Origin of the sequence: Sphingobium sp. LSP13-1-1.1, assembly GCF_040676415.1 — a bacterium.
GTDB lineage: Bacteria > Pseudomonadota > Alphaproteobacteria > Sphingomonadales > Sphingomonadaceae > Sphingobium.
In genome coordinates this window covers 331,356-356,993 of sequence record NZ_JBEGHU010000034.1, presented here as the reverse complement: position 1 = coordinate 356,993, position 25,638 = coordinate 331,356, and the positions used below count along the sequence as shown (strand labels likewise).

The 25,638-nt window shown below is 67.1% G+C and carries 25 protein-coding genes; 10 read left to right on the top strand and 15 right to left on the bottom strand.

Annotation, left to right across the window (positions count from 1 at the left end):
* Positions 1–420: a GtrA family protein gene (locus tag MRBLSP13_RS17055; RefSeq protein ID WP_363738889.1), complete on the top strand. Its 420-nt coding sequence runs from the start codon at positions 1–3 to the stop codon at positions 418–420.
* Positions 398–2,248, top strand: coding sequence for a hypothetical protein (locus MRBLSP13_RS17050; protein WP_363755675.1), 1,851 nt, complete (start codon positions 398–400; stop codon positions 2,246–2,248). Before MRBLSP13_RS17055 ends, MRBLSP13_RS17050 begins: the two co-directional genes overlap by 23 nt.
* Here MRBLSP13_RS17050 and msrB read toward each other — a convergent pair.
* From msrB to MRBLSP13_RS17035, 3 genes are read right to left on the bottom strand one after another with little or no spacing between them, the layout of a single operon-like run.
* Positions 2,206–2,682, bottom strand: coding sequence for a peptide-methionine (R)-S-oxide reductase MsrB (gene msrB / locus MRBLSP13_RS17045; RefSeq protein WP_363755673.1), 477 nt, complete (start codon positions 2,680–2,682; stop codon positions 2,206–2,208). The genes MRBLSP13_RS17050 and msrB overlap by 43 nt on opposite strands.
* Before the next feature lie 19 nt (positions 2,683–2,701).
* Complete coding sequence (locus tag MRBLSP13_RS17040; RefSeq protein ID WP_363738883.1) at positions 2,702–3,892, bottom strand: ABC transporter permease; 1,191 nt, start codon at positions 3,890–3,892, stop codon at positions 2,702–2,704.
* Complete coding sequence (locus MRBLSP13_RS17035; protein ID WP_133653491.1) at positions 3,889–4,845, bottom strand: ABC transporter ATP-binding protein; 957 nt, start codon at positions 4,843–4,845, stop codon at positions 3,889–3,891. The genes MRBLSP13_RS17040 and MRBLSP13_RS17035 overlap by 4 nt, the downstream gene beginning before the upstream one ends.
* A gap of 22 nt (positions 4,846–4,867) precedes the next feature.
* On the opposite strand from MRBLSP13_RS17035, the gene queG reads away from it, so the two are divergent.
* Entirely contained in the window at positions 4,868–5,917 is a 1,050-nt protein-coding gene (gene queG, locus MRBLSP13_RS17030; RefSeq protein WP_363755671.1) for a tRNA epoxyqueuosine(34) reductase QueG, read from the top strand.
* Between the two features lie 35 nt (positions 5,918–5,952).
* Here queG and MRBLSP13_RS17025 read toward each other — a convergent pair whose 3' ends face one another.
* Both MRBLSP13_RS17025 and MRBLSP13_RS17020 read right to left on the bottom strand, forming a co-directional pair.
* Positions 5,953–6,327, bottom strand: a complete 375-nt coding sequence (locus tag MRBLSP13_RS17025) for a hypothetical protein (RefSeq protein WP_363738879.1) — start codon at positions 6,325–6,327, stop codon at positions 5,953–5,955.
* Positions 6,324–7,004 (bottom strand): EI24 domain-containing protein, encoded by a 681-nt coding sequence (locus MRBLSP13_RS17020; protein WP_363755669.1) that lies wholly within the window; start codon positions 7,002–7,004, stop codon positions 6,324–6,326. The genes MRBLSP13_RS17025 and MRBLSP13_RS17020 overlap by 4 nt, the downstream gene beginning before the upstream one ends.
* A gap of 110 nt (positions 7,005–7,114) precedes the next feature.
* Between MRBLSP13_RS17020 and MRBLSP13_RS17015 the strand changes: the two genes are divergently transcribed.
* The gene (locus tag MRBLSP13_RS17015; protein WP_363755667.1) at positions 7,115–8,116 is read left to right on the top strand and encodes an adenosine kinase; all 1,002 of its coding nucleotides are present in this window, start codon (positions 7,115–7,117) and stop codon (positions 8,114–8,116) included.
* A gap of 47 nt (positions 8,117–8,163) precedes the next feature.
* Here MRBLSP13_RS17015 and MRBLSP13_RS17010 read toward each other — a convergent pair whose 3' ends face one another.
* From MRBLSP13_RS17010 to tsaD, 3 genes are all read right to left on the bottom strand, one after another.
* Positions 8,164–9,660 carry a lipopolysaccharide biosynthesis protein gene (locus MRBLSP13_RS17010; protein ID WP_363738873.1) on the bottom strand — a complete coding sequence of 499 codons (1,497 nt, stop codon included), beginning with the start codon at positions 9,658–9,660 and terminating at the stop codon, positions 8,164–8,166.
* An 87-nt stretch (positions 9,661–9,747) separates the two neighbouring features.
* A complete protein-coding gene (locus MRBLSP13_RS17005) occupies positions 9,748–10,734 on the bottom strand; it encodes an NAD(P)H-dependent glycerol-3-phosphate dehydrogenase (protein ID WP_363738871.1) in 987 nt (328 codons plus the stop codon).
* Positions 10,731–11,765 (bottom strand): tRNA (adenosine(37)-N6)-threonylcarbamoyltransferase complex transferase subunit TsaD, encoded by a 1,035-nt coding sequence (gene tsaD, locus MRBLSP13_RS17000; RefSeq protein ID WP_363755665.1) that lies wholly within the window; start codon positions 11,763–11,765, stop codon positions 10,731–10,733. The genes MRBLSP13_RS17005 and tsaD overlap by 4 nt, the downstream gene beginning before the upstream one ends.
* 45 nt (positions 11,766–11,810) lie before the next feature.
* Here tsaD and hemC point away from each other — a divergent pair, with 45 nt between their 5' ends.
* The 4 genes from hemC (at position 11,811) to MRBLSP13_RS16980 (ending at position 15,184) form a co-directional block, all read left to right on the top strand.
* The gene (hemC, locus tag MRBLSP13_RS16995; RefSeq protein WP_363755663.1) at positions 11,811–12,749 is read left to right on the top strand and encodes a hydroxymethylbilane synthase; all 939 of its coding nucleotides are present in this window, start codon (positions 11,811–11,813) and stop codon (positions 12,747–12,749) included.
* Positions 12,746–13,414, top strand: a complete 669-nt coding sequence (locus MRBLSP13_RS16990) for a uroporphyrinogen-III synthase (protein WP_363755661.1) — start codon at positions 12,746–12,748, stop codon at positions 13,412–13,414. The genes hemC and MRBLSP13_RS16990 overlap by 4 nt, the downstream gene beginning before the upstream one ends.
* A gap of 10 nt (positions 13,415–13,424) precedes the next feature.
* On the top strand, positions 13,425–14,309 hold the full coding sequence (locus MRBLSP13_RS16985) for a hypothetical protein (protein WP_414714722.1): 885 nt from the start codon (positions 13,425–13,427) through the stop codon (positions 14,307–14,309).
* Between the two features lie 125 nt (positions 14,310–14,434).
* Positions 14,435–15,184: an esterase/lipase family protein gene (locus MRBLSP13_RS16980; RefSeq protein ID WP_363755657.1), complete on the top strand. Its 750-nt coding sequence runs from the start codon at positions 14,435–14,437 to the stop codon at positions 15,182–15,184.
* A gap of 62 nt (positions 15,185–15,246) precedes the next feature.
* Here MRBLSP13_RS16980 and gltX read toward each other — a convergent pair whose 3' ends face one another.
* Both gltX and MRBLSP13_RS16970 read right to left on the bottom strand, forming a co-directional pair.
* Positions 15,247–16,575, bottom strand: coding sequence for a glutamate--tRNA ligase (gltX, locus tag MRBLSP13_RS16975; protein ID WP_363755655.1), 1,329 nt, complete (start codon positions 16,573–16,575; stop codon positions 15,247–15,249).
* A gap of 5 nt (positions 16,576–16,580) precedes the next feature.
* Positions 16,581–18,242 carry an NAD+ synthase gene (locus tag MRBLSP13_RS16970; RefSeq protein ID WP_363755653.1) on the bottom strand — a complete coding sequence of 554 codons (1,662 nt, stop codon included), beginning with the start codon at positions 18,240–18,242 and terminating at the stop codon, positions 16,581–16,583.
* Between the two features lie 117 nt (positions 18,243–18,359).
* On the opposite strand from MRBLSP13_RS16970, the gene MRBLSP13_RS16965 reads away from it, so the two are divergent.
* Entirely contained in the window at positions 18,360–19,295 is a 936-nt protein-coding gene (locus tag MRBLSP13_RS16965) for a ribose-phosphate pyrophosphokinase (RefSeq protein WP_133653505.1), read from the top strand.
* Between the two features lie 89 nt (positions 19,296–19,384).
* Here the strand turns inward: MRBLSP13_RS16965 and MRBLSP13_RS16960 are convergent, their stop codons facing one another.
* Together MRBLSP13_RS16960 and MRBLSP13_RS16955 are read right to left on the bottom strand one after the other, a co-directional pair.
* A complete protein-coding gene (locus MRBLSP13_RS16960) occupies positions 19,385–19,636 on the bottom strand; it encodes a hypothetical protein (protein ID WP_414714721.1) in 252 nt (83 codons plus the stop codon).
* A 142-nt stretch (positions 19,637–19,778) separates the two neighbouring features.
* The gene (locus MRBLSP13_RS16955) at positions 19,779–20,207 is read right to left on the bottom strand and encodes a VOC family protein (RefSeq protein ID WP_363738855.1); all 429 of its coding nucleotides are present in this window, start codon (positions 20,205–20,207) and stop codon (positions 19,779–19,781) included.
* 128 nt (positions 20,208–20,335) lie between these two features.
* On the opposite strand from MRBLSP13_RS16955, the gene hisN reads away from it, so the two are divergent.
* Positions 20,336–21,121, top strand: a complete 786-nt coding sequence (gene hisN, locus MRBLSP13_RS16950; protein WP_363755650.1) for a histidinol-phosphatase — start codon at positions 20,336–20,338, stop codon at positions 21,119–21,121.
* A gap of 7 nt (positions 21,122–21,128) precedes the next feature.
* Here hisN and mprF read toward each other — a convergent pair whose 3' ends face one another.
* From mprF to MRBLSP13_RS16935, 3 genes are read right to left on the bottom strand one after another with little or no spacing between them, the layout of a single operon-like run.
* Positions 21,129–23,774, bottom strand: a complete 2,646-nt coding sequence (gene mprF, locus MRBLSP13_RS16945; RefSeq protein ID WP_363755648.1) for a bifunctional lysylphosphatidylglycerol flippase/synthetase MprF — start codon at positions 23,772–23,774, stop codon at positions 21,129–21,131.
* Entirely contained in the window at positions 23,771–25,195 is a 1,425-nt protein-coding gene (locus MRBLSP13_RS16940) for a virulence factor family protein (RefSeq protein ID WP_363755646.1), read from the bottom strand. Before MRBLSP13_RS16940 ends, mprF begins: the two co-directional genes overlap by 4 nt.
* Positions 25,192–25,635 (bottom strand): DUF2147 domain-containing protein, encoded by a 444-nt coding sequence (locus tag MRBLSP13_RS16935; protein WP_363738850.1) that lies wholly within the window; start codon positions 25,633–25,635, stop codon positions 25,192–25,194. The genes MRBLSP13_RS16940 and MRBLSP13_RS16935 overlap by 4 nt, the downstream gene beginning before the upstream one ends.
* Between the last annotated feature and the right edge of the window lie 3 nt (positions 25,636–25,638).

Sequence of the window (25,638 nt, the reverse complement as noted above, 5' to 3'; positions counted from 1 at the left end):
ATGGGTGATTGGGTGCGAAGCATGGCCGGGCCATTCAATGCCGTCTTCGGCCGCTTCACTTTCACGCGCTATCTGCTGGCCAGCATCTGCGCGCTGTCGGCCGATTTCGCGCTGTTCATGCTGTTGCACCGGTTGGGCGTGCCGCCTGCGCTGGCCGCATTTGGCGGCTATTCGGGCGGGCTTGTCCTGCACTGGATGATCAGCACGCAATTCGTGTTCGAAATGCGGCAGCCCGCCACCCATAGGCAGCGCATCGCCTTCCTCTTCAGCGCCCTGATCGGCATGGCGATCACCATGGGGCTGGTCGGCGGACTGAGTGCGCTGGGGCTTTCGCCCGCCCTCGCCAAGCTGGCGGCCGTTCCGGTGAGCTTCCTGTCCGTCTATGCGATCCGGAAATATGGCATCTTCGCCCGCGTCTGACAGCAGCCCCATTCCCAGGACATCTCCCCTCACCCGTTGGCAAGGCAACGCGGCGGTGCTGTTGCTCTGGGCGCTGTGCTGTCTCGTCATGCTCTGGCTGTTCCGCCATGGGCTGTCCGGGCTGGAGTTTCGCGACCCCGATGACGCGATGCGCCTGCAACAGGTGCGCGACTGGCTGCATGGCCAGGCCTTCCGCGATGTCAGCCAGCATCGCGTGAACCCGCCGGCCGGCGGGCCGATGCACTGGTCGCGCATCGTCGACATGCCGATCGCCGCGCTGATCCTGATGCTGCAACCGCTGCTGGGAACGGTTCAGGCCGAAATCGCGGCCTGCGCGCTGGTGCCGCTGATGCTGTTGGGTGGATTGACGGCAACGGTGTTCCTGGCCGCGCGGCGCGCGGCAAGTGGCATGTTCGTCCCGCTGCTGGCGGTCGTCCTGCTGCTGACCACGCCCAGCATCCTGGTCCAGTTCACCCCCTTTCGCATCGACCATCATGGCTGGCAGATCTGGATGGCGGCGATCGCCCTTTGCGGCGCGCTGGATGCCCGGCGCCTGCGGGGCGGCATCACAGCCGGTCTTGCCATCGCGCTCTGGCTCCAGATTTCCAGCGAAGCGCTGCCCTATGCCGCGCTGTTCGCCGGTACATTCGCGCTGCGGACATGGCTCGACCGGCGGGAGGCGGTGCGGATCGCAGCCTATGCCGCCAGTCTTGGCGGCGGTGCGCTCCTGCTGCTGTTGATGCTGCGCGGCACCGGCGCCGCGTTGATCCGGCAATGCGACAGCCTTTCGGCAGCCTATATCTGGCCTCTTCTGGCGTTCGCGCTGGCGATGCCGCTTGCGCTGTGTCTGATCGGCACGACGACCGTCCGGCAGCGCATCCTGGCGACGGCGGCTGGCGGGATCAGCGCAGCGGGCATATTCCTGCTGAGCGGCGGCGCCTGCCTTTCCGGCGATCCGTTCAAGGCGCTGGGTCCGGTCGCCTATCGCTTGTGGTATCTGCAGGTGAAGGAGGGCCGCCCTGTATGGGAACAGGGCACCCTGATGGCCGGGATCATCCTGCTGCCCGCGGCCATGGGGCTGGTCAGCACGATCATCGCGGCCTGGCGCGCCGAGGAGCGGGAGGCAAGGGATCGCTGGATCGTCGTCGCCTTGTTGCTGGCGGGCGCGTCGGCGGTCGCCATCCTCGTGCTGCGCGCCATGTCGGTGGCGCATGTGCTGGCGCTGCCGGGCACGGCGTGGCTGCTGCTGACCCTGTTTCGCCGCATCCAACGCTGGACGAACGCCGTCGCGCGCATATTGGTCACGGCGAGCGTGGCGATATTGCTGACGCCGGCGGGGCTGTGCGGCGCCTGGATATTGATCGCGAGCGGCGCAGCGCGGAAGGAGCAGCCCGAAACCGTCAATTGCCGGGCCGCCGCCCCTTTGGCTCCGTTACAGGCACTTCCCCGCTCGACCCTGTTCGCGCCACTCGATCTGGGACCGGATATCCTCTTGCGGACCGGACATAGCGTGATCGGCACCGCGCATCATCGCAATGCCGTGGGCATCAACGCGGTCATCGACGGCTTCACCCAGCCGCCCGACAAGGCCCGGGCGATCGTCATGCGCCTGAATGGCGGGAAAGGCGCGGATTACCTGCTGATCTGCAACGAGATGAACGAGATCAAGCATTATCGCGCCGACTTCCCCCAGGGGCTGGCCGCGGCGCTGAAGCGCGACCGGCCGCCGCAATGGCTGCGACAGCTTCCCGGCAAGGGTCCGCTCCGCATCTACAAGGTGATCGCTCAGCCCGCGACGAAGACCAGCGCGACGCCATTCATGCAATAGCGCTTGCCGGTGGGCTGCGGCCCGTCATCGAACACATGGCCCAGATGTCCGCCGCAGCGGGCGCAATGCACCTCGGTCCGCGGATAGCCCAGTTCGAAATCGCGCGAGGTGCCGACGGCGCGCGGCAGCGGCGCCCAGAAGCTGGGCCAGCCGGTGCCGCTGTCGAACTTGGTCTTCGAGCTGAAAAGCCGCTGCCCGCAACCCGCGCAGGCGAAGATGCCCGGTCGATGTTCCTTGTTGAGCGGGCTGGTGAAGGGATATTCGGTCGAGCGCTTGCGCAGCACCTGATAGGCGAGCGGACTCAGGCGCTTGCGCCATTCGGCATCGCCGAGCGTGAAGGGATAGGCGGCAGCGGCCTCTCCCACGCCAGCCTGCCAAAGAACGACCATCGTCGCGACGCCGCCGCCCAGTCCCAGAAATTGCCGCCGATCCATGGACCGCACCATAGCAGCGTCAGCCTGTCGCGCTTCTGAACAACTGCTTCCACCAGCCACCGCCCGATTTCAGCACATGGCGGCGGAACAGCAGCACGCCGATCCGGATGATGAGGCCGACCCAGAGCATCTGCCAGACGATGGCAAGGAGATGGGGCCAGAGCGCGTCCACCTGCGCGGCGCGGGCGATCATGGCGAAGGGGGAGGAGAAAGGCAGGACCACCGCTGCAACCTCCGGCGGCGATCCCATCTTGTCGACGGCATAGGTGGCGAAGAAGAAGATCAGCATCTGTCCCATGGTCACGGGCATGTTGAGCGTCTGCACCTCCCGCACGGTTGCCGCCTGCGCGCCGATGCCCAGGAACAGCGAACCCAGCAGCGTATAGGCCATCGCGAAATAGATGACGGCCAGCATCAGGAACAGCGGCCAGCCGACGGCGGGGTCCGGCAGGCTGGCGCCGGGCGTCTTGAGGGCCAGGAACACGGCGAAGGCGGTTCCGCCCCAGAAGAGGATGCCGACGAAGCTCATCGCCAGCATCGCCATCAGCTTGCCCAGGAAGATCGCGTCGACCGGCACGGCGGCTGCCAGTATTTCTATGATCTTGTTGGTCTTTTCCTCGACCAGGTTGGACAGGATCATGCCGGCCAGCAGGATGGTGAGGAAGAAGATGACGATCTGCGCGATCCGGCCGATCACCAGCCTGCCCTGGCTCTGCGCGCCGACGCTGGTCGCGACCTGCTGCGCCTCCACATGCACCATGTGCAGCGATTTTTCCGCGACAGCGGCGCTGGCGAGCAGGCTGATGTCGCCTTCCAGCCGCTGGATGTCCTGCGGCTGTCCCGTCATCACGGGGCGGGCCGGCGATCCCGACACGATCACCATGACATCCGCATTCGCCCTGGCCAGTTGAGCGCGGGGCGCGGGCGACAGCGGAACGCGGCGCAGCACGGGCAGGGCCTGAGGCCCCATGCGCTCCGCCAGCCGGGCATGGGCGCGCTCCATCCGCGACGCGTCGGCCGGGGACATGGCGATGCCGACGACCGGCCGCAGATCCGTGGTGGAAATCCTGTCGCCCAGCCCGCCAAAGGCCATGCCGATGACGATGGGGAAGAGCGGACCCAGAAGGAAGAAGATGAAGGTGCGGGACAGCACAACGGCGGTGAAATCCCGCCGGGCGATGACGAAGGCGGCGCGCATCAATTCGTTCATGCGGCTTCCTCCTCCTGCGGGTCGCCCTGCATCTGCCGGGCTGCCGCCTCGCCTGCAATGGCGACGAAGGCGTCGTGCAGGCCGGGGCGCTCGATCGACAGGCTTTCGATCCCGGCATTGCCGTCCAGCAGGGCGCGGAGCAGCGGTTCAATACCCCCCAGCGGCAAGGGGAAATGCCATGTGCCGTCCTGCGCCAGCGTTTCTGCGGGCAAGGCGCGACGCCAGCCGCCGTCGCTGGCGCGGGTGCGCAGGCGCACCTGCGGTCGCAACCGGTTGCGGGCATCGTCCACCGTGCCTTCGAAACGGATGCGACCGCCCGCGACGATGGCGACGCGTTCGCACAGCCGTTCGGCATGGGCGATGACATGGGTGGAGAACAGCACCGTGACGCCGCGCCGGGCCTGATCCCGGATCAGCACCTCCAGCTTGCCCTGGTTGAAGGCGTCCAGGCCCGAAAAGGGCTCGTCCAGCACGATCAGGCGCGGTTCGTGGACGATCGTGCCGAAAAGCTGCACGGTCTGAGCCATGCCCTTCGACAATTGGCGGATCGGCTTGTCCGCCGAGGCGCCCATGCCATAATCCGCCAACATGGATCGGGCCCGCTCTCGGCCGATCTTCAGCGGCAGCCCGCGCAGCGCGCCCATGAAGGCAACGGCTTCGAAGGCCTTCATCGAGGGGTAAAGGCCGCGCTCCTCCGGCAGATAGCCGACATTGCGCGCCTGGCGCAGCGGCGCGCTGTCGCCCAGCAGGCTGCGATGCCCTTCATCAGGATCGATAATGCCGAGCAGGGTGCGCAGCATCGTTGTCTTGCCCGCGCCATTGGGGCCAAGGATGCCGTAGATCGACCCGGCAGGCACGGCGACGTCGATACCGTCCACCGCCCGGAAATCGCCGAATGTCTTGACAAGACCATGGCCTTCAACGGCATAGGTCGGTTGAGGAGCCCCGATCATCGGCCTCTGATAATCGCATCGCATGCCAACGCAAAATGAAACCTTGGAACAGCGGCTGAAGGCCGAAGCGCTGCGGCTGGGCTTTGCCGCCTGCGCCATCGCGCCGGCCGATGCCGCGCCGCGTTCGGCCGAAAGGCTGCGGCAATGGCTGGATGCCGGCCATCATGGCGAGATGCTGTGGATGGCGGAGCGCGCCGGGCAGCGCGGATCGCCGCAGGCGCTGTGGCCGGACGTGCGAAGCGTCATCATGCTGGGCATGAGCTATGCGCCGGGGCGCGATCCTCTGGCGCTGGCCGATGTGCGTGATCGCGGCCGTATTTCCGTCTATGCCCAGGGGCGCGACTATCATGACGTGGTCAAGAAGGGGCTGAAGGCCCTCACCCGCTGGCTGGTGGAGCAGCAGCCGGGCGCGCTCAAGGTCTTTGTGGATACGGCCCCGGTCATGGAAAAACCGCTGGCGGAGGCGGCTGGCCTGGGCTGGCAGGGGAAGCACAGCAATCTGGTCAGCAGGACGCATGGAAGCTGGCTGTTCCTGGGGGCAATCTACAGCGAGATCGCGCTGGCACCCGACATGCCGGAAAAGGACCATTGCGGCAGTTGCACCGCCTGCCAGGCGGCGTGCCCGACCGACGCCTTCCCGGCGCCTTATGTCGTCGATGCGCGACGGTGCATCTCCTATCTCACCATCGAGCATAAGGGCCCGATCCCGGAGGCGTTGCGCGCCGGGATCGGCAACCGCATCTATGGCTGCGACGATTGCCTGGCCGTCTGCCCGTGGAACAAGTTCGCGGAGGTCGCGGCCGCGAACCGCGCCTTTGTCGGGCGGGCGGAACTGGCGGCGCCGGAACTGGGCGACCTGCTGGCATTGGACGATGCGGGCTTTCGCGAGATATTCGCAGGCTCCCCGATCAAGCGGATCGGACGCAACCGAATGGTGCGCAATGCCGCCATCGCGGCGGGCAACAGCGGTGACAGGGGATTGATCGGGCGGCTGCGTCCGCTGACCGACGATGAGGATGCCGTCGTCGCGGAGGCGGCGCGCTGGGCGATCGAGCGGCTGGAGCGGGAATAGCTGGAAAGCTGCTCCGGGTGCGCCAGGCGGATGCGCTATTTGCCCTGCAGCGCGGCCGAGCAACTCGCCGGATCGACATCCGTGCCGGTCAGCGTGCGGGCATCGACATGGGTGACGAGCGGCTCTTTTCCCTGTGGCGGAAGGTACAGATAGGCATCGAGCACGCAGCGGCCATTGGCGAATTGCAGCTTGCGCATGGTGCTTTCGCGAATGTCGAGCCGGGGTTGGCCGAACAGGTGCATGAGCTGCTTCGCGTCCGACCCGATCAGCGGACCGGGACGGGTGAAGGCGCTGGCCGGCGGACCGACAGGCGGGCGGGTGATCTGGGCCGCAGGCGGCGGCACCACCCCTCCGCAGGCGGCGAGGGTCAAGAGCGAAGCCAGGACGAGCGCCGGATGAGGACGGGTCATGGCATGTTCCTTCGGGCACCGTGCAGCATGTGGACCGCCATAGCGGCGCTCCAGATCGGTGCAAGCAGGTTGAGCACCGGCACGAGGAAGATCAGCGCCGAAGCGAGGCCCATCAGCCACCGGCTGCCACGCGGGATAGGCGGCAGGTCGGGATGGCGCGGCTCGACCATGTCGGCCATGTCGCGGCCCAGCAGGGCGGCGTTCAGGACCAGGAACAGGCCCAGCGTGCCGACGCCCGTCACCAGCAGCAGCAGATAGGCCGGCAAAGCGAGCAGGTTCCAGCCGACGGTCCGCAGGATGGAGCGCAGGGCGAGCCGAAGGCTGCGACCCCAGCCGACCGGCCGGGCGCGGGCCGCCGCCGCCGGATAGCTGTCCCGTTCGACGGCAATGACGATGTCGTCGGCAAACAGGCTCATGATCGCCATGGCGGTGGCGCGGAACAGCAGCCAGCCGGCGGCGATCACGATCAGCGCGGTCGCGGTCGCCTCCGCCAGCCCGCCCCAGCCCACGCCCGGCATCCAGCCTTGATGCTGGCGGAGCGCGTGAACGCCCGCCCCCAATGCGGCGGCGAGAAGCGCGAAGATCAGCAGGGTCAGCAGCAGCGACTTGACCAGCAGGCGAAGTGCGGCGCCATGGACGATCGAGGGGCAGGCGCGGAGGGCGGCGGCAAGGACCATGGCACAGCTATTCCCGCCTCTGCGCCCAGCGTCAATCAGCGCCGTTGCGCGCCACGCCCCGGATCGGTAGAGACGGCGGGATTTTCCCCCTCATTCACGAAGGATTTTGCGTGACTGCTGCTGCCCCCACGCTTGATGTTGTCGCCATCGGCAATGCCATTGTCGACGTGCTTGCCCGGAGCGACGACGCTTTCCTGGCCGAACATGCGCTGACCAAGGGCGGCATGCAGCTGATCGACGCGGAGACGGCGGAGAGCCTGTATGCCGACATGGGCGCGGGCAAGGAGATCAGCGGCGGATCTGCGGCGAACACGCTGGCGGGCCTGGCCGCGTTCGGCAAGAAATGCGGCTTCATCGGACAGGTCAATGACGATCAGCTCGGCGCCGTCTTCTCCCATGACGTGCGCGCGCTGGGCATCCGTTATGACACGCCGACGATGCAGGGGGACGTGCCGACGGCGCGCTGCCTGATCCTGGTGACGCCCGACGCGCAACGAACGATGAACACCTTTCTGGGCGCATCACAATTCCTGCCGGAAGCCGCGCTGGACCTCGACCTTATCCGTTCCGCCTCGATCCTCTATCTGGAAGGCTATCTCTGGGATCCGGAGCAGCCGCGCGCGGCGATGCGGGCAGCCATCGACGCCGCGCGGGGCGCGGGGCGGAAGGTCGCCTTCACCCTGTCGGACAATTTCGTGATCGACCGTCATCGCGCCGACTTCATCGAATTGATCGATCAAGGGCTCATCGACATTCTCTTCTCCAATGAAGGCGAGATCCAGTCATTGGCGGGGATGCACGATTTCGAAGCCGCCGTGGCAGCCGTGGCCGCGAAAGTTCCGGTGCTGGTCTCCACGCGCAGCGAGAAGGGCGCGATCGCCGTGGTCGACGGCACGCGGTACGAGGCGCATGCCGCGCCGGTTGCGGAAGTGATCGACACGACCGGTGCGGGCGACCTGTTCGCAGCGGGTTTCCTGGCGGGCCATCTGGAGGGGCTGGATGTCGACCAATGCCTGAAGCTGGGCGCTGCTGCGGCGGCTGAAGTGATTTCCCACTGGGGTGCGCGGCCGGAGGAGGATCTGAAAGCGATCCGGGCAAAAACGCTGGGCTGAGGATGCGGGACGTGCTCCTGCGCAGGCAGGAGCACGAGGCGGTCGATTCAGGCGGCCTTCTGCTTCCGGAACAGTGCGCGGTCATCGGGGCCGAAACCCCAGCGCCAGATGACCAGGCCATAGACGCCAAGAATGGTGAAGACGCCGAAGACCAGTTCCATCCATTCGAAATGAGGCGGCAGCGCGACGAAAGCCGCGCCGACGATGCAGGCTACGCCGGAAGCGCTGAGCAGCGGCCAGCGCCAGGCATTGACCTTCGCGCCCAGCAGCCTTGACAGCAGGCGCGCCTTGACCAGCGCGCTGGCGCCAAGCGCGATGCTGAGCGCCAGCGCAGGGGCGGCGGCGACGGCCATGTCGCTCAGGCCCAGGCGCCGCGCGGCGAAGATCAGGGCGAAACTGAGCGCCGCCTGCAGGCCGATCATCAGCAGCGAGATCATCAGATTGCGATGGCGCGCAATATAGACCAGCGCCGATTCGCTGACGACGGCGGTCGCCGCCACGACTTCGGCCAGCAGCAGGAAGGCGAGCGCGCCGGTTCCGCCGACGAAATGGGGTCCAACAAGACCCATGACCGCTTCACCCGGAATGCCCAGCGCGAGCGCGATGCCCGCCTGCGCCGCGATGATCCAGAAGCCCACCTGGCTCACCTGCCTGGCTATGGCGGTCAGATTGCCCTCCGAAAGATTGCGCGTGATGACGGGGCCGAGGATCGGGTCGAAGCTGGTCTTCAGTTTCTGGGGCAGGGATGCGACCTGCTGGGCGACATAATAGATGCCGACGACCGCCGGACTGACGAACAGGCCAAGGATCGCCATGTCGAGCCGGCGCGACCCCCATTCCACGCCGTCCGCGGCCGCCAGCGGGAGATTGCGGCGGGCGAGGCGCCAAAGCCTGCCGACATCGGGGCGCCAGCCATAGGGGATGCCATAATGGCGGGTCATCGGGATGATGGAGGCGACGAGCGCCGACACCATCGAGAGGACGTAGGAGAGGATCAGGCCGTCGCGGGTCGAATAGAAGGCAAAGGCAAAGGCGCCGATGCTGATCGCCCACGGCTCTATGATCGATCGCGCGCGCACCGTGGCGCCGATGTCGAAGCGGTAGGCGCAGGCGGCCAGCGCCACGTCGGACCCCGCGACGGCGATCACGATCAGGGCGAGCAGCCGGTCGAGGCCGTTGATGCCGCTGTTCGGGAACATGGCCTGGGGAATGGCGACCAGGATCGCGCTGCCCATGAGGGAAGCGATCAACGTCACCACCATGGCGTCGGTCACGACATGGCTGTGCGGCCGCCGGGTCTGGGTCAGCGCGCCCGCGAGGCCGCGCTTCAGGCCCAGCGTCGCGAGCTGGGCGATGAATTCCACCACCAGCACCGCATAGGCGAAGCGGCCCAGAGCATCGGCCCCATACCAGCGCCCGGCGATGAACAGGAACGGCAGGCGCGCCGCAAGGCGGAGCAGGAAACCGAACACATTGGTCCGTCCACCCTTGGCGAGCGCCGCAATATCATCCTGCTGCGCCGGAGAGGCCTCTTCAGCCGCCAAAAACCTATGATCCCCCTGTGAACTCAAGACCGTTGCGTCATCTTGTGGAGCCGGACTGTAGCAATAAATGATGATGGGGCGATGAATTTATTCGGCGCGCAGCGGGCGAGCGAGCAACGCATCCATCACCTGGGCAAGCGGCGCCGCGTCTTCCAGAAGGGCGCAGACCGCCTCGACCACGGGCATTTCGACATGGGCGGCGCGAGCGGCCTCGCGCAGCACGGGCGCGGTAAAGGCCCCTTCCGCGACGGTCCGGCGGTTGGCGAGCAGGGCCGCGGCCGCCTGCCCCTCCCCCAGCCCCTTGCCGAGCGAGAAGTTTCGGCTGTTGGTCGAGGAACAGGTAAGGACGAGATCACCCAGCCCGGACAGGCCCGCCAGTGTCTCGGCGCGCGCGCCCCTGGCCAGGCCGAAGCGGGTCATCTCGGCAAATCCCCGGCTGATCAGCGAGGCGCGGGCGTTGAGGCCCAGGCCCGCGCCCTCCGCAACGCCGCAGGCGATCGCGAGCACGTTCTTCACCGCGCCGCCGATCTCCGCGCCGACGACATCGTCCGACAGATAGGGGCGAAAGGCCGGCCGCGCGATGCGGGCGGCGATCGTCGCGGCGAGACCGGCGTCGGCGCAGGCCAGCGTGATCGCGGTCGGCAGGCCCTTCGCGACTTCATGGGCGAAGGTCGGCCCCGAAAGGACGGCGATGGGCGAGGTCGGCTGCGCTTCTCTCGCCACTTCGGACATCAGCAGGCTGGTCCCCGCCTCGATCCCCTTGGAACAGAGGATGAGCGGCGTGCCCGCGGGTGCCTGCGCCACGACGGCGCGCAGATGCTGGGCAGGGCTGACGATCAGCAACAGGTCGCGGTCGGCCATGGCGGCCATGTCGCCGGTCGCCTCGATCGAGGCGCTGAGCGGGATGGCAGGCAGATAGAGCGGGTTCTGGCGCTCGCCGTTGACCGCCGCCACCACTTCAGGTTCCAGCGCCCAAAGCCGGACATGCTGGCCGTCCGCCGCCAGCGTCTGGGCAAGCGCGGTGCCCCAGGCGCCGGCGCCTATCACACCTGCTTTCAGGGAGGGGGCGTTCATGCTTTCACTCCTGCGCCGCGCGCCTTTTCTGCGCCGGGGTCCAGCGGCCAGCGCGGGCGCGCCGGAACGGTGAGATCGTCGATCAGCCCCGCCGCATAGCGTTCCGCCCCGGCCCAGGCGATCATCGCCGCATTGTCCGTGCAGAGCCAGAGCGGCGGCGCGACGAAGGGCAGGTCGTGCCGGGCGGCCAGCGCTTCCAGCGCGGCGCGGATCGACCGGTTGGCGGCGACGCCCCCCGCGACGACGAGGGCGGTGATGTCGTGAAGGCCGGCCAACTGCCGCTCCGTGCGGTCGACCAGGCAATCGATGACGGCTTGCTGGAAGCTGGCCGCAATGTCCCCGGTCGAATATTGACCGGACTGGGCGGCGCGCATGACCGCGCTTTTGAGGCCGGCGAAGGAAAAATGCGGCTCGACCGTGCCAACCAGCGGGCGCGGCAGGGGGACGGCTTTCGGATTGCCCGCGGCGGCGGCCTTCTCGACCGCCGGGCCGCCGGGATAGCCCAGGCCAAGCAGCTTCGCCGTCTTGTCGAAGGCCTCTCCGCTCGCATCATCTATGGTCGTGGCGAGGCGGGCATAATCGCCCGGCCCGCGCACATGCAGCAACTGGCAATGGCCGCCCGACACCAGCAGCAGCAGATAGGGGAATTGCAGCGTCGGATCGGCCAGACGCGGCGAAAGGGCATGGCCTTCGAGGTGGTTGACCGCGATCAGGGGCTTGCCGGCGGCATGGGCAAGCGCCTTGCCGGTGACGAGGCCGACCATCACGCCGCCGATCAGGCCGGGACCGGCCGTGGCGGCGATCACGTCCACATCGGCGAGGGTGAGGTCGGCGTCCTTGAGCGCCGCCTCTATCAAGGGCGAAAGCACTTCGACATGGGCGCGGGCAGCGATTTCGGGGACGACGCCGCCATAGGGGCGATGCGCCTCCTCCTGCGTGGCGAGGCGGTGGGCCAGGATCCTGCCCCCCCCCGTCACCAGCGCCGCCGCAGTTTCGTCGCAGCTTGATTCCAGGCCCAGGATGATCGTCATTGCCGCTTCCATCTAATGCCCGTGGTCATTAGAGCAAGCGGGATCATGCAAAAGCCTTCCCGTCCGCCCCACACGCCCCTGCGCCTCGGCACGCGCGGTTCCCCGCTTGCGCTGGCGCAGGCGCATATGACGATGGCGGCGCTGCGCGCCCATCATGGCTGGGATGAAGGCGCGATCGAGATCGTCGTGGTGCAGACCAGCGGTGACCGGATCCAGGACCGGGCGCTTGCGGAGATCGGGGGCAAGGCGCTGTGGACCAAGGAGCTGGACCGCGCGCTGACCAGCGGCGAGATCGATTTCGCGGTGCATTCGATGAAGGATGTGGAAACCATCCGCCCCGCCGAAATCCGGATCGCCGCCATGCTGCCCCGCGCCGACGTGCGCGACCGGCTGGTGGGCGCGGAGAGTTTCGCGGCGCTCCCGGAAAGGCCGGTGGTGGGCACCAGCTCCCCCCGCCGGGCGGCGCAGGTCAAGCGGCTTCGCCCCGACGCGGAGGTCATCCTGTTCCGCGGCAATGTCGCTACCCGACTGGCCAAGCTGGAAAGAGGAGAGGCGCACGCGACCCTGTTGGCGGCGGCCGGGCTGGACCGACTGGACCAGGGCGATGTGGGCGTCACCATCCCTGTCGAGGTCATGCTGCCCGCGCCGTCCCAGGGCGCCGTGGGCGTGGAGACGCTGAGCACCAATGAAGCGATGCTGGAACTGCTGGCGGCGATCAGCGATGCCGACACCTTCGATTGCGTGATGGCGGAACGCGCGGTGCTGGCCGGGCTGGGCGGTACATGCCATTCGCCGATCGCGGCGCTGGCGCGGCTGGAGGATGGGCAGATCCATCTGCGGACGGAGATCATCAGCCCCGACGGGCGGGAGACGGTCAGCGATTCGCTGCGGATCAGCCGGGGCGACGCCGCCGCGGCCGGGGATATGGGACGCGGGCTGCTGGATCGCGCCAGTCCCGCGCTTCGCGCACTGTTCGAAGCGTGAGGCAAGTCGTCATCCTGCGGCCCGAACCGGGGGCGGGCAGGACGGCGGAACGGGCGGCGGAACTGGGACTTGAAACCCGCATCTTTCCGCTGTTCGTGCCCCAGGCGCTGCAATGGGACGCCCCGGCCCCGGAAAGGTTCGACGCCCTGTTGCTGACCAGCGCCAATGCGGTCCGGTTGGCGGGGCCATCATTGGCGCTTTATCGGAACCTGCCCGCTTATGCGGTCGGCCGGGCGACGGCGAAGACGCTGGAGGAAGCGGGTTTCGCCCGGATTGTCGCGGGGAACGGCGACGGCACCGCCATTGCGCGGCGGATCGCGGCGGACGGCCATGGCCATGTGCTGCACCTGGCCGGACGGACGGTGGCGCCGATCGATGCGGGCGCGCTACGGATCGAGCGGGTCGTCGTTTATGAAATGCTGCGGACCGGTGATGACGGGCTGGCGGAACGCCTGGAGGCTGACAGCATCCTGCTGGTCCACTCTCCTCGCGCCGGTGAGCTGCTGGCGCGGCATGTCGGGCCGGGGCAGCGCGCGTTCCTGCACCTGATCGCGATCAGCCCCGCCGCGCTGGCGGCTTGCGGCACCGGCTGGGCCAGCGCCCAGGCTCCGGAAAAGCCTGATGATGAGAGGATGCTGGCCCTCGCCGTCCGATTGTGCGAATGATCCGCTGCATATGGAAGAAAAGCCCTTGATGAGCGACACGGATGGCCCGCCCGGCGGCGCGGCGGCAACGCGCCCCGCGCGGCGTGGATCCTGGCTGCTGGTGCTGCTGGTCTTGCTTGCCTTTGCCATCGGGGTCGTGCTGACCGTTCTCGCCCTGCCGCGCATCCAGCGATGGAATGCGCCGCAGCAAGCGTCCATGCAAAGCGATCCCCTGCTGAATGCCATCGCGCCGGGCGTACCGATGCGCCCGCTCTCCACCGATGCCGGGCAGATGCTGGACGCGCGGGTCGTGCAGCTTGAGGAACGGCTCAACCGCATCACGGTGGAAGCGCAGGCAGCATCGGGCAATGCCGCCCGGGCAGAGGGTTTGCTGGTCGCCTTCGCGGCCCGCCGGGCGCTGGATAGCGGGGCGCCGCTCGGCTATATCGAGGGTCAGTTGCGCCTGCGTTTTGGACAGGCGCAGCCGCGTGCCGTCGCGACGATCATCAACGCGGCGCGGGAACCGGTGACGCTGCCCGATCTGCGCGCCGGGCTGACCGCCCTCGCCGATCAGGTCACCGTCCCCCCCGCGAACGCAAGCTGGTGGGAAGCGCTGGAACATGAGGCGCGGGAGATCATCACCATTCACCGGGCGTCCACGCCCTCTCCCCGGCCGCAGGCAGCGCTGGACCGGGCACTCCGCTATCTGGACGGCGCACGCGTGAACGCGGCACTGGCGGAGGTGGAGCAGATGCCGGGACGCGCCGCGGCCGGCGGCTGGATGCAATATGCGCGCCGCTACATGGAAGCACGGCGGGCTCTGGACCTGATCGAGACCGCCGCCATATTGGAGCCGCGCCAGTTGCGGGCGGCCGATGGCAGGACAGTGGCGCAGACGTCGCCGCTGGCGCCCTGATCCTTCCCCAAAAAGGCACTGTCACAAACGGCGAACCGTTCATGCCTGTGGACGAATGTCCATGGACTTGGGAGCCTGTGTCATGAGAATGTCATTTTTCCTGCTGGGAAAAGGAAGATATTTTCGTGCCGCCCTACGCCGACGCCATTGCCAGTTTCTGGAAGAGCCGTTTGGCGAGCGGTCCCCGCGCGGCCGAGCGGCCCTCCCTCCAGCACCTGCTGGGCAATGCGTCGGTTCCCTTCGATCTGGCGCGTACGCGCGCGCAAGCATCTGAACTGGCGCAGGCGATCCGTGGCGATGGACGGCAAATCCTGCTGATCCCCGGCCTGCTCGCCAGCGAGCAGCGGATGGAGCCCTTGCGCGCCGTGCTGAACGCGGCGGGCTTCATGGCGCATGGCTGGGGCATGGGCCGCAATTTCGGGCCCAGGCCGGACAGTCTGGAACAGATTGATCGCCGGGTGGAAGCAATAAGGCGGGCGAGCGGAACACCCGTGACGCTGGTGGGCTGGAGCCTGGGCGGGCTGTTCGCGCGGGAATATGCCAAATATGCCACGGACAAGGTGAACGGCGTGGTGACGATGGGCACGCCCTTTTCGGGCGATCCGCGCGCCAATCATGCATGGCGCCTCTATCAACTTGTTTCCGGCTTCCCGGTCGACCGGCCGCCTTTCACCTGCCGGCGCGAGGAGAAGCCGCCCGTGCCGACGGTTGCGCTCTGGTCCCGGAGAGACGGCGTGATCCTGCCGGAATGCGCCAGGGGGCGCGTGGGCGAGCGGGACCGGGCAATGGAGGTCGATTGCACCCATATGGGCTTCGCGGCCGCGCCGGAAGGGATTTTGGCCGTCGGTCGCGCGCTGGAGCTCATGCGGCGCTGAGGTTTTCGGCCGGCGGATGATGGCGGCCTGGTGGCAAGCCTAGCACCGGCTGAATAGCCCCTTCAGGCCGCCAAACGCGCCAAGGCTTCCTCCCGCCCGATCAACGGCAGCAGCTGGCCCATGTCCGGTCCATGGTCCAGTCCCGTCAACGCGCGGCGCAGCGGGAGGAACAGCGCCTTGCCCTTGCGGCCCGTTTCGGCCTTCAGCGCTTCGGTCAGGGTCCGCCAGACGGCGGCGTCAAAGCTCGCCTCGGCCAGCCGGGCATGCGCAAGGACAAGGAAATCGCGATCTTCGTCCATCGGGGCCGGCGCATCGATCGGGCCAGTGACGATCCGCCACCAGTCGGCCGCCCCCGCCAACGTTTCCAGATTGGGTCGGATGGCATCCCAGGCCGCCTCGTCCATCCCCTGGGGCAGGCGATCGGCGACGGCGGCATAGGGCAGCAGGTGGACGATCTTCTGATTGAGGGACGCCAATTCCCCTTCATCGAAGCGCGCCGGCGCGCGGCCGAAATGAGCGAAGTCGAAGCTGTCGATCAACGGCTGCAGGTCGGTAAAGGGTTCCACCGGCATGGAACTGCCCAGCCGCGCCAGCAGGGAGGCGACGGCCATCGGTTCAAGGCCCACCTCGCGAAAATGCGCGACGCCGAGCGATCCCAGGCGTTTGGAGAGCTTGCCCTCACTGCCCGTCAGCAGCGCTTCATGGGCGAAGGCGGGCAGTGGCGCACCCAGGGCGGCGAACATCTGGATCTGGGTCGCGGTGTTGGACACATGGTCCTCGCCGCGCAGAACATGGGTGACGCCCATGGCGATGTCGTCGATCACCGACGGGAGCATATAGAGCCAGCTTCCATCGGCGCGGCGGATCACGGGATCGGACAGCAGCTTCGGGTCGAAGCGCTGGTCGCCGCGGATCAGGTCGGTCCAGGCGATGGGCGGGTCATGGTCCAGTCTGAAGCGCCAATGCGGGCGGCGCCCTTCGGCTTCATAGGCGGCGATCTGGCCGGCATCGAGCGACAGCGCCGCCCGGTCATAGACCGGCGGGAGGCCGCGGCCCAGCAGCACCTTGCGGCGCAGATCCAGTTCCTGCGCGCTTTCATAGGCCGGATAGACATGGCCCGACGCCTTGAGCGCTTCGAACTTCTCTTCATAGAGGGCGAAGCGATCGGACTGCCTCTCCTCCCCGTCCCAATGGAGGCCCAGCCAGCTCAGGTCAGCCTTGATGCCGTCGGCATATTCGGGCCGCGAACGCTCAACATCGGTATCGTCGAGGCGCAGCAGGAACCGGCCGCCATTCTTCCGCGCGAACAGCCAGTTGTGCAGCGCGGCGCGGATATTGCCGACGTGGAGGTTGCCGGTGGGGGACGGCGCGAAACGGGTGATGACTGTCATGCGGTTTACAGCGTTCGGAAGGCGTTGGTGATCGGATAGCGGCGGTCGCGGCCGAAATTGCGGATGCCGAGCTTCACGCCGGGCGGCGACTGGCGGCGCTTATATTCCGCGACATAAAGCAGCCGCTCGATACGGGCGACGGTGTCGCGTTCGAATCCGCGAGCGACCAGTTGCTCGGCCGACAGTTCCTCCTCCACCAGGCCATAGAGTATGGGGTCCAGCACCTCATAAGGGGGCAGGCTGTCCTCGTCCTTCTGGTTGTCGCGCAGTTCGGCGCTGGGCGGCTTGGTAATGACGCGTTCCGGCATGACGGGGCCGATGGGGCCGAACGCCTCGCCCAGCGACGGGACATTCCCGTTCCGCCAGCGGCTCAAGTCGAACACCGTCGTCTTGTAGGCGTCCTTCAACACCGAATAGCCGCCCGCCATGTCGCCATAGATGGTGGCGTAACCGACCGACATCTCGCTCTTGTTGCCGGTGGTGAGCAGCATATGGCCGAATTTGTTGGACAGGCCCATCAGCGTCACGCCGCGGATCCGGGACTGGATATTTTCTTCCGTCAGGTCGCGCTGGCGACCGGCGAAGACGTCGGCCAGCATGGAATCAAAGGCTGCGACCGCCGGTTCGATCGGAATGCTGTCGTAGCGGACGCCCAGCAGGCGGGCGCATTCGATGGCATCGTCGAGGCTTTCCCGGCTGGTGAAGCGCGAGGGCATCATCACGCACCAGACCCGGTCGCTGCCCAGCGCATCGACCGCGACGGCGGCGGACAAGGCCGAATCAATGCCGCCCGACAGGCCGAGCACCACTCCGGGAAAGCGATTCCTGTTCACATAGTCGCGCAGGCCCAGGACCATGGCGTTGTAGATGTCGGCAGGACGATCATCGAGCACATGGCGCTCACCGGGAAGGCAGACCCACTGGCCATCCCATTTTTCCCAGTGCGTCAGGACCAGCGCCTCTTCCCAGTCGGGAAGCTGCTGCGCCAGGCTGAGGTCGCCGTTCATCACGAAGGAGGCGCCATCGAACACCAGTTCGTCCTGCCCGCCGACGCGGTTCAGATAGACGAGCGGCAGGCCGGTTTCGCGGACCCGCGTTCCGGCGACGGCGTTGATGCGGCGGTCGTCCTTGTCCACCTCGAACGGCGATCCGTTGGGGCTGATCAGGATTTCGGCGCCTTCGGCCCGCAAATGGGCGGTGACGAAGGGGAACCAGATGTCTTCGCAGATCGGGACGCCGATCCGGACGCCCCGGAAATCGATGGGTGCGGGCAACGGGCCGGGCGCAAACAGGCGCTTTTCGTCGAACGTCCCATAATTGGGCAGCTCCCGCTTCTGCCGGATGGCGGTAACCGCGCCATTTTCCAGCAGGGCGACGACGTTGAACAGGACGCCCTGCGACGCCACGACCGTGCCGACGAGCATGGCCGGGCCGCCATCGGCGGTCGCCTGCGCCAGCCGGTCGAGCTCGTGATTGGCGCGCTCCACCAGCGCCGGCTTCAGCACCAGATCCTCGGGCGGATAGCCGATCAGTTGCAATTCGGGATAAACGATCAGGTCGGCGCCCATGGCCCGCGCCCGCCATTCCAGCATCGCATCGGCATTGGCGGACAGGTCGCCCACCGATTGCGTCATCTGGGCCAGGGCTATCACGAGTTTGTCGGTCATGCGCGCGGCCCTAGAGCATTTTGCGACGGCGCGCAAAAGCGCCTTTTCAGGACGGGCCTCCGCCGCTAAAGGGGCCGCGTTCCGACAGCGTCACCATTTTGTCACGGGGGTTTGGCCATGAAGCTCATGACCGGCAATTCCAACAAGCCGCTCGCGGCCGCCATCGCCGACTATATCGAGATTCCCCTGACCGACGCCAGCGTCCGCCGCTTCGCCGACGAAGAGGTTTTCGTGGAAATTCATGAGAATGTCCGCGGCGAGGACGTGTTCGTTATCCAGTCGACCAGCTATCCGACGAACGACAATCTGATGGAGCTGCTGATCATGATCGATGCGCTGAAACGCGCATCGGCCAAGCGAATCACGGCGGTCGTCCCCTATTTCGGCTATGCCCGGCAGGACCGGAAGCCCGGCCCGCGCACGCCGATCTCGGCCAAGCTGGTCGCCAATCTCATCACCACGGCGGGCGCCAACCGTGTCCTGTCGGTGGATCTCCACGCCGGACAGATCCAGGGCTTTTTCGATATTCCGACGGACAATCTGTTCGGCGCGCCGGTCATGTCGGCCGACATCCAGGCGCGCTTCGGCGACCGCAACCTGATGGTCGTGTCGCCGGACGTGGGTGGCGTGGTGCGCGCCCGCGCCCTTGCCAAGCGGCTGGATAACGCCCCCCTCGCCATCGTCGACAAGCGCCGCGAGCGCGCCGGCGAATCGGAAGTGATGAACATCATCGGCGACGTGAAGGGGCGCTTCTGCGTGCTGATCGACGACATCGTCGATTCGGCGGGGACACTCTGCAATGCGGCGGGCGCGCTCAAGGCGGCAGGGGCCGAGGATGTGGTCGCCTATGTCAGCCATGGCGTGCTGTCAGGCGGCGCGGTGGCTCGGGTCGAGGCGTCGGAACTCAAGGAACTGATCATCACCGACTCGATCCAGGGCACCGATGCGGTCTGCGGCGCCAAGAGCATCCGTCATCTGCCGATCGCACCCCTGCTGGGCGAGGCGATCAAGCGCATCGCGGACGAAAGCTCGGTTTCCAGCCTGTTCGACTGAGATCGTTTCAAAGGACCAAAAAAAGCCGCCGATGGATCATCGGCGGCTTTTTTTGGCCTGTTCGCGGAAATCGGGCGGCGCGACTTTGCTCAATTGCGCGGAAACAGCAGCAGCGGCAGGCTGCACACCAGCGCCATGGCCAGGAAGATGCGCTGGCTAAGCGATATGCCCAGCGGCTTGTCGCGCCACAGCCAGGGGCAGGTCAGCAGAGCCAGCATGAACAGGATGTTCGCCAATGCGGGCGAACCGTCGGCCGGCATGTCCTGCCACAGCGCCAGCCCCCCGAACAGGGCCATGAAACTCACAATCCAGCCGACCAGCGCCACCTGCAACTCCTTCAAGACATGTCGAAGGCGTAGGACGGCGCGAAACGGGGGAAGTTTAGGGCGATTTCCAAGCGATCGGAACCGATCGCCGGTCAGGAGATCGCGGAAAACAAGGAATCTGGAGCCGCGATCTGATTCAATCAGATCGAAACCCGCCCTAGGCGGAATGCGTCCAGGGATCGTAGGTGCCGAAGCTCCAGATATTGCCTTCCGGGTCCAGCGCTTCATAGCCGCGTCCGGGATAGCCGTCATTGTCATGCGGCTCGGTCACCACCACGGCGCCTTCGTTCCGGGCGTGGAGGCAATGGGCGTCGGCATCGGGCACGATCACATAGATGCAGGTGGTGACGCCGCCCAATTCCCTGGGCGTGGTCCAGCGATAGAGCGACTCCGCCTCGCCGTCGCGAGCGCTGCCCAGCATCACCATGCCCTCCCCCAGCACCAGCTGGGCGTGGTGAATGATGTGCGGATCGTCCGCATCCTCATAGCTGGCCTGCACTTCGAAACCGAATGCCTGGCAGAGAAAACGGATGGCGGCGGGCGCATCGGCATAGCGCAGGCCGGGGATGACGGGAGAACCGGGCATCACATCCCTCCTTCAAGGTTCGAGGAAGGCCCAACCTATCCTCTTGGCGCGCGCATCGCGACATATGTTTGCGCATTTTCCGGCCGTCGACCGTTCCGCCGGGCGACAAAATGCTCTAGGCGGGCAGCATGACGACCCGCGACGACCTGACCCTTGCCAACCGCCTTGCCGACGCCGCCCGCACGGCGATCCGCCCCTTTTTCCGCGCGCGCTACGACATGGAATTCAAATCCGACCAGTCCCCCGTGACGGAGGCGGACCGGGCGGCGGAAGCTGCGATCCGCGCGATCCTGGAGAAGGAACGGCCGCAGGACGGTATCATCGGGGAGGAATATGGCGCGGTCCGCGAGGATGCGGAGCGGGTGTGGATTCTCGATCCGATCGACGGCACGCGCAGCTTCATTGCGGGGCGACCGATCTTTGGCACGCTGATCGCGCTGACCCAGGCGGGCTGGCCCACCGTCGGTATCATCGACCAGCCCATCGCCGGCGAGCGTTGGGCCGGGATGATGGGGCAGCCGACGACCTTCAACGGCAAGCCGGTGACGACGCGCCCCTGCCGCGCCCTGGAAGAGGCGATCCTGGCCTCCACCGCGCCGCAGCTGTTTCCGGGCTGCACCGGGGAGCATTTTTCCCGGCTGGCGGGACAATGCCGGGACACGGTCTGGGGCGGGGATTGCTATAATTACGGACTGGTCGCGTCCGGCCATGTCGATATCGTGGTCGAAGCGGGCCTCAAATTGCACGACCTGGCCGCGTTGGTGCCGGTGGTCGAGGGCGCGGGCGGTCGCATGTGCGACTGGGCCGGAGAACCCCTGACCCATGACAGCGACGGCCAGGTCATCGCGCTGGGCGATGCCGCGCGCCTCGACGATGTGCTGGAGGCGCTGGCCGAGGGGCACGACCATCATTAGCAGCTGATCATTCCATATAGACGACTTCTTCTTCCGCAGCCGGTTGGCGTTGCTCTCTGTCGCGGACGGTAGATAGCCGCCGCCTTGTCCGCGTCGCGGAACTCCCCGGACCGCCGCCCACCAGCTTCTGCAGATCGATCATCGCCCGGGAGAGGGAGATGCCGCGCGGTCCGGCAATGAAGCGCGGTTCCCAGCGCGGGGCATATTTGTCCTTATAGGCGCGCAGCCCCTCGAAACCGTAGAAGCTTTCGCCATGGCGGAAGAAGAAGGCGCCTGCCTTGGCCCAGAAGGGGGAAAGACGACGCGCCTCTATGCCCGACAGCGGCGCTATGCCCAGGGTGAACCAGTCATAGCCCTGCTCTCGTCCCCATTGCATCAGGCGGATGAACAGGAAATCCATCGTGCCATAGGGCATCTCCGCTGCGTGGCGCATCAGGTCGACCGACAGTTCGCGGCGGTTGGCGGTCTCCCAGATATTGGCGAAGGCGACGATGCGCCCTTCCTGCCGGACAAGCGCGCAGTTGCAGGCGGCGATATAGTCCGGGTCGAAACGACCGACGCTGAAGGCCTTTTCGCCATGGCCCTTGGCAGCGAGCCACTGGTCGGAAATCGCCTTCAATTCCGGCAGCAGCGGTGGAACGGCGGATGCGGGCACAATCTCGAACGTCGCCCCTTCGCGCATGGCGCGGCGCTCGGCATAGCGCAACGGCTTGGCGTCGGCGCCCTCCAGCGTGAAATGATGCAGGTCGACGCGGGCCTCCTCGCCATATTTGACGATGGCGAGGCCCAGGTCGATGGCCAGGGGCAGCGCATCCAGGCTCAGTTGGTAGAGCAGCAGGCGACCCTGTTCGGCATCGGCGCGCTCGCGCAGTTGCCACAGCAGGTCGGGCCATTCCGCCTTGTCACCGACCGGATCGCCCATGACGATCCAGCTATGCCCCTGCACCTGGTACATGACGAACGCCCGTCCGGTGGCGGAGGTCAGGAACAGCTTGTCCCCGGTGGTCGCCAGCAGGGCATCTGTCCGTTCGGCCAGCAGCAGCGCATCGCCGCTGGCCGTGGTTGACGGGTGATCGATCGGCCGCGGTGCGTTCGCGGGACGGAACATGCGCCAAAAGGCGGCACCGACAGCCAGCACAGCGCTGGCAAGGCCCGCGCGCAGGAAGCGGGCGGCGTTGGCGTGCGGGCCGAAATGCCACCACAGGTCGTTCTGGTAATCGACATGCTTGTAGGCGAAGAAGCCGATCCAGATCGACAGGCCGACCGCTACCGCCAGCGTCGCGATCCAGGCAGGGGTCAGCGCCTCCGCCATGAAGCTGGTGCGGCGGTAAAAGGCGCCCCGCGTCCATTGCAGCAGCGCGGCGATAAGGAGCAGCGCACTCGCCTCCTCATAGTCGAGCCCCTTGATCAGCGAGAAGAACGCACCTGCCAGCAGCAAGGCGCGCGTCATCCAGAAAGCCGCATCGAGCCGGCGATAGAGGCCCGAGGCAAGCAGGATCAGCAGCGTGCCGACGATACTGGCGGCAAAATGGGACGCCTCGATAAAGCTGAGCGGCAGCCAGCCGGTCACGATGAGCATGCGCTGCTGGATCGCGGGCAGCGCGCCCGAAATCAGCAGGATCACGCCGCCCACGGCGACCAGCAGCGACAGCATGAGAGGCGCCATGCCCGATGCCGCGGCCTGGGCCCCGCCCAGCACCCGGCCGACGGGATGACGCCAGCCATTGCCTTCATGCAGTGCGATGGCGATGACGCCCAGCAGCAGCGGGATCAGGTAATAGATCAGGCGATAGGCGATCAGCGCGGCCAGCAGGCTGGGCCGGTCCACATCGGGCAGGGTGGCGACGATCACCGCCTCGAATATGCCCAGGCCGCCGGGCACATGGCTGACCAGGGTGACGATGATCGCCAGCGCATAGGCCAGGAACAGCGTGGGATAGAGCGCCGGGGCGATGCCGGGCACCAGGATGAAGAGCGCGGCGCTGGCGGCGGCGAGATCGATGCAGGCGACCCCGACCTGGGCGAGCGCCTGCCCCTGCGTCGGCAGGGCGATCCGCCAACCGAACAGGCGCGGGGCGCGGCCGGGGCGGGCAAGCAGGAACAGGACAGCCACAGCGGCCAGCAGGATCGCCCCGCCCGCCAGCCTCTGCAGCGGCATGCCCACCGCCCCGGCGACGAACCCGATGTCGGCGGGATGAACGAGCATCAAACCGCCCGCCAGCAGGAATACGCCGCCCCAGAAGGACAGGCCGGCAGAGGCGATGATCCGCGCTATGTCCCCGGCCTCCAGCCCGGCGGCGGTGTAGATGCGATAGCGTGCCGATCCGCCGGTCAGCAGCGAAAGGCCGAGATTGTGGCTGAGCGTGTAACTGCAAAAGGACGCCAGAGCGGCCGTCCGCCACGGCAGGGGCCGCCCGACGATGCGCAATGCGACATAATCGTAGAAGGTGAGCGCCACATAGCTGACCGCCGTCAGCGCGAGCGCCGACGCCAGCCGCCAGTCCGGGATCATGTGCACCGCGTGGCGGATGTCCTTCAGCCGCACTTCCGCCAAGAGGCCGTGCAGCGCCGCCAGTCCGATCGCCGCCACCGCCAGCATGGCGACCACCATGAGCGGTCCCTTCCACGCCCTGATCCGGTCGAGCGCGATCATATCGCCAGCCCCTGCAGCATGTGGCTCACCAGCAGCGGAGCGTTGCGATCGAAATGATGGCCGCCGGGCACCACCACCATCTGCGCCAGTCCGGCGGGGATGGAGGGGCAGGCGCTGTCATTCTCCAGCGTTCCGCGCACGCACAGCATGGGCACGCCGCGCAGCCGCTCTATGGCGGGGATGGTCGGATATTGGCTATCCGAATCCATGTTCAGCCAACTGCTCAGATGGAACTGGAAATCGGCGGTGGGACTGAGCCCCATCAGGGACAGGCGCTGCACCTGGGCGCGCTGGGCCGCGGGCAGGCCACCGACGATATAGGGCAGCACGTCCGCGCCGAAGCTGTATCCGACCAGCAGGATGCGGGGCCGGTGCCAGTGACGCGAATAGCCCCGGATGATCGCGCTCAGGTCATGGGCAGCCCCCTGGGGCGTGCGCTGGCTCCAGAAATAGGACAGGCTGTCGACGCCGACGACCGGGATGCCACCACGGGCGAGCTGGCCCGCGACGTCCTTGTCCAGCCCGACCCAGCCGCCGTCGCCCGAATAAAGGACCGCCATCATGTCTGTCCTGGGCGCAGCGGCATCGGCGACGATATTGAGCGGCAATCCGCTGGGCAAAGCCGCGTCGACTGGCTGCGCGGCAAGGAATGGCCGAATGCGGGAGAGCAGGGCGAGTTCCCCCTGCCCCCTTGCCGCCGTCACCAGCGTGCCGCTGCCGGTGTGGGCAACGAACCGGCGCAGCGCCGGACTCGCATGCACTTCGGCCAGGGCAATCCAGGGTGAGGGCAAGCGGCGGCTGGGCGCGAAGGCGAAGCCGCGGCCCTGGCGCATCATCGCGGCCTTCAGGCTGCCGGACCGGCACCATGATCCTCCGCCGTTCAGAAGGGGCGTAAAATCCTGCGACAATACCGCCTTGTACGCGCCATCGGGTCCGGCGGCCAGCGTCGCATAGGCCAGGGCCGCCCCCTCGCCACGGCCGATCAGGATCGGCTTGTCGTACATGGGCAGGGCCAGCCGGTGCTGCAGGTCGCGAGCCAGCGCGATGATCCCGTAATTGGGATTGATGCAGCGGTGCGTCGCCTGCAACGCCTGGAGGAAGGACGGTGTCGAAATCCCCGCTACCAGCGCGCCGCGTGCCGACAGGGCGCGGGCGACGTCAGCGCTTTCATCGTCCCAGCCGTCGCTGCCCGACAGCGACAGCACGACTCCGCTGGGCACGCCCGCCGGCCGATAGACCATGATCCGGCCCATGGGAGGGAGATCATATTGGCTTTCCACCACCGGCCCTGCCGCGCCCGGCAGCGGATCGGCCGCCGCCCGCGCCGGATTGGCGGCGTTGGAGGTCGACAGAAGCAATGCCGCCGCCGCCAGGAAAGCGGATACGAGCCAGAGACGGGCGCGGCGAACGGCGATCATCATTGCACCGGCAACCGTTCAATCCTGGTCCAGAGCTGCGACTTGCAGATGAGGCCACCCAATATGCAGCCCTTGACCCGCAACTGACCCGGTGAAAGCAGGCTGATTTCCGAACTGAAACGACGTCCCAGATCGGGGACGAACACGGTACCGCGCCATTGGCCCTCGCCCTCGGCGCGATAATCCTCCAGCAATTCGGTGCCGACCAGCCGAGCGGTGCCGCCGTCGCGCGCGTCGGCCTGCGCCTCGCGGTCGGCCCAGACGATCCAGCCGCACAGCCGGTCCCCGCAGGCGCCGGTGCGCACGGCCACATTGTTGTGCGGGCTGAGCCACATGCCTTCAGGCGGCGGAGCAAGGATGTGGGCAGCGGACACCGGCGCAGCCGACAGGGGCGCGGCCGCCGCCAGAAATGCCATCAATGCCCAAAGCCTCCCCACCCTCATATG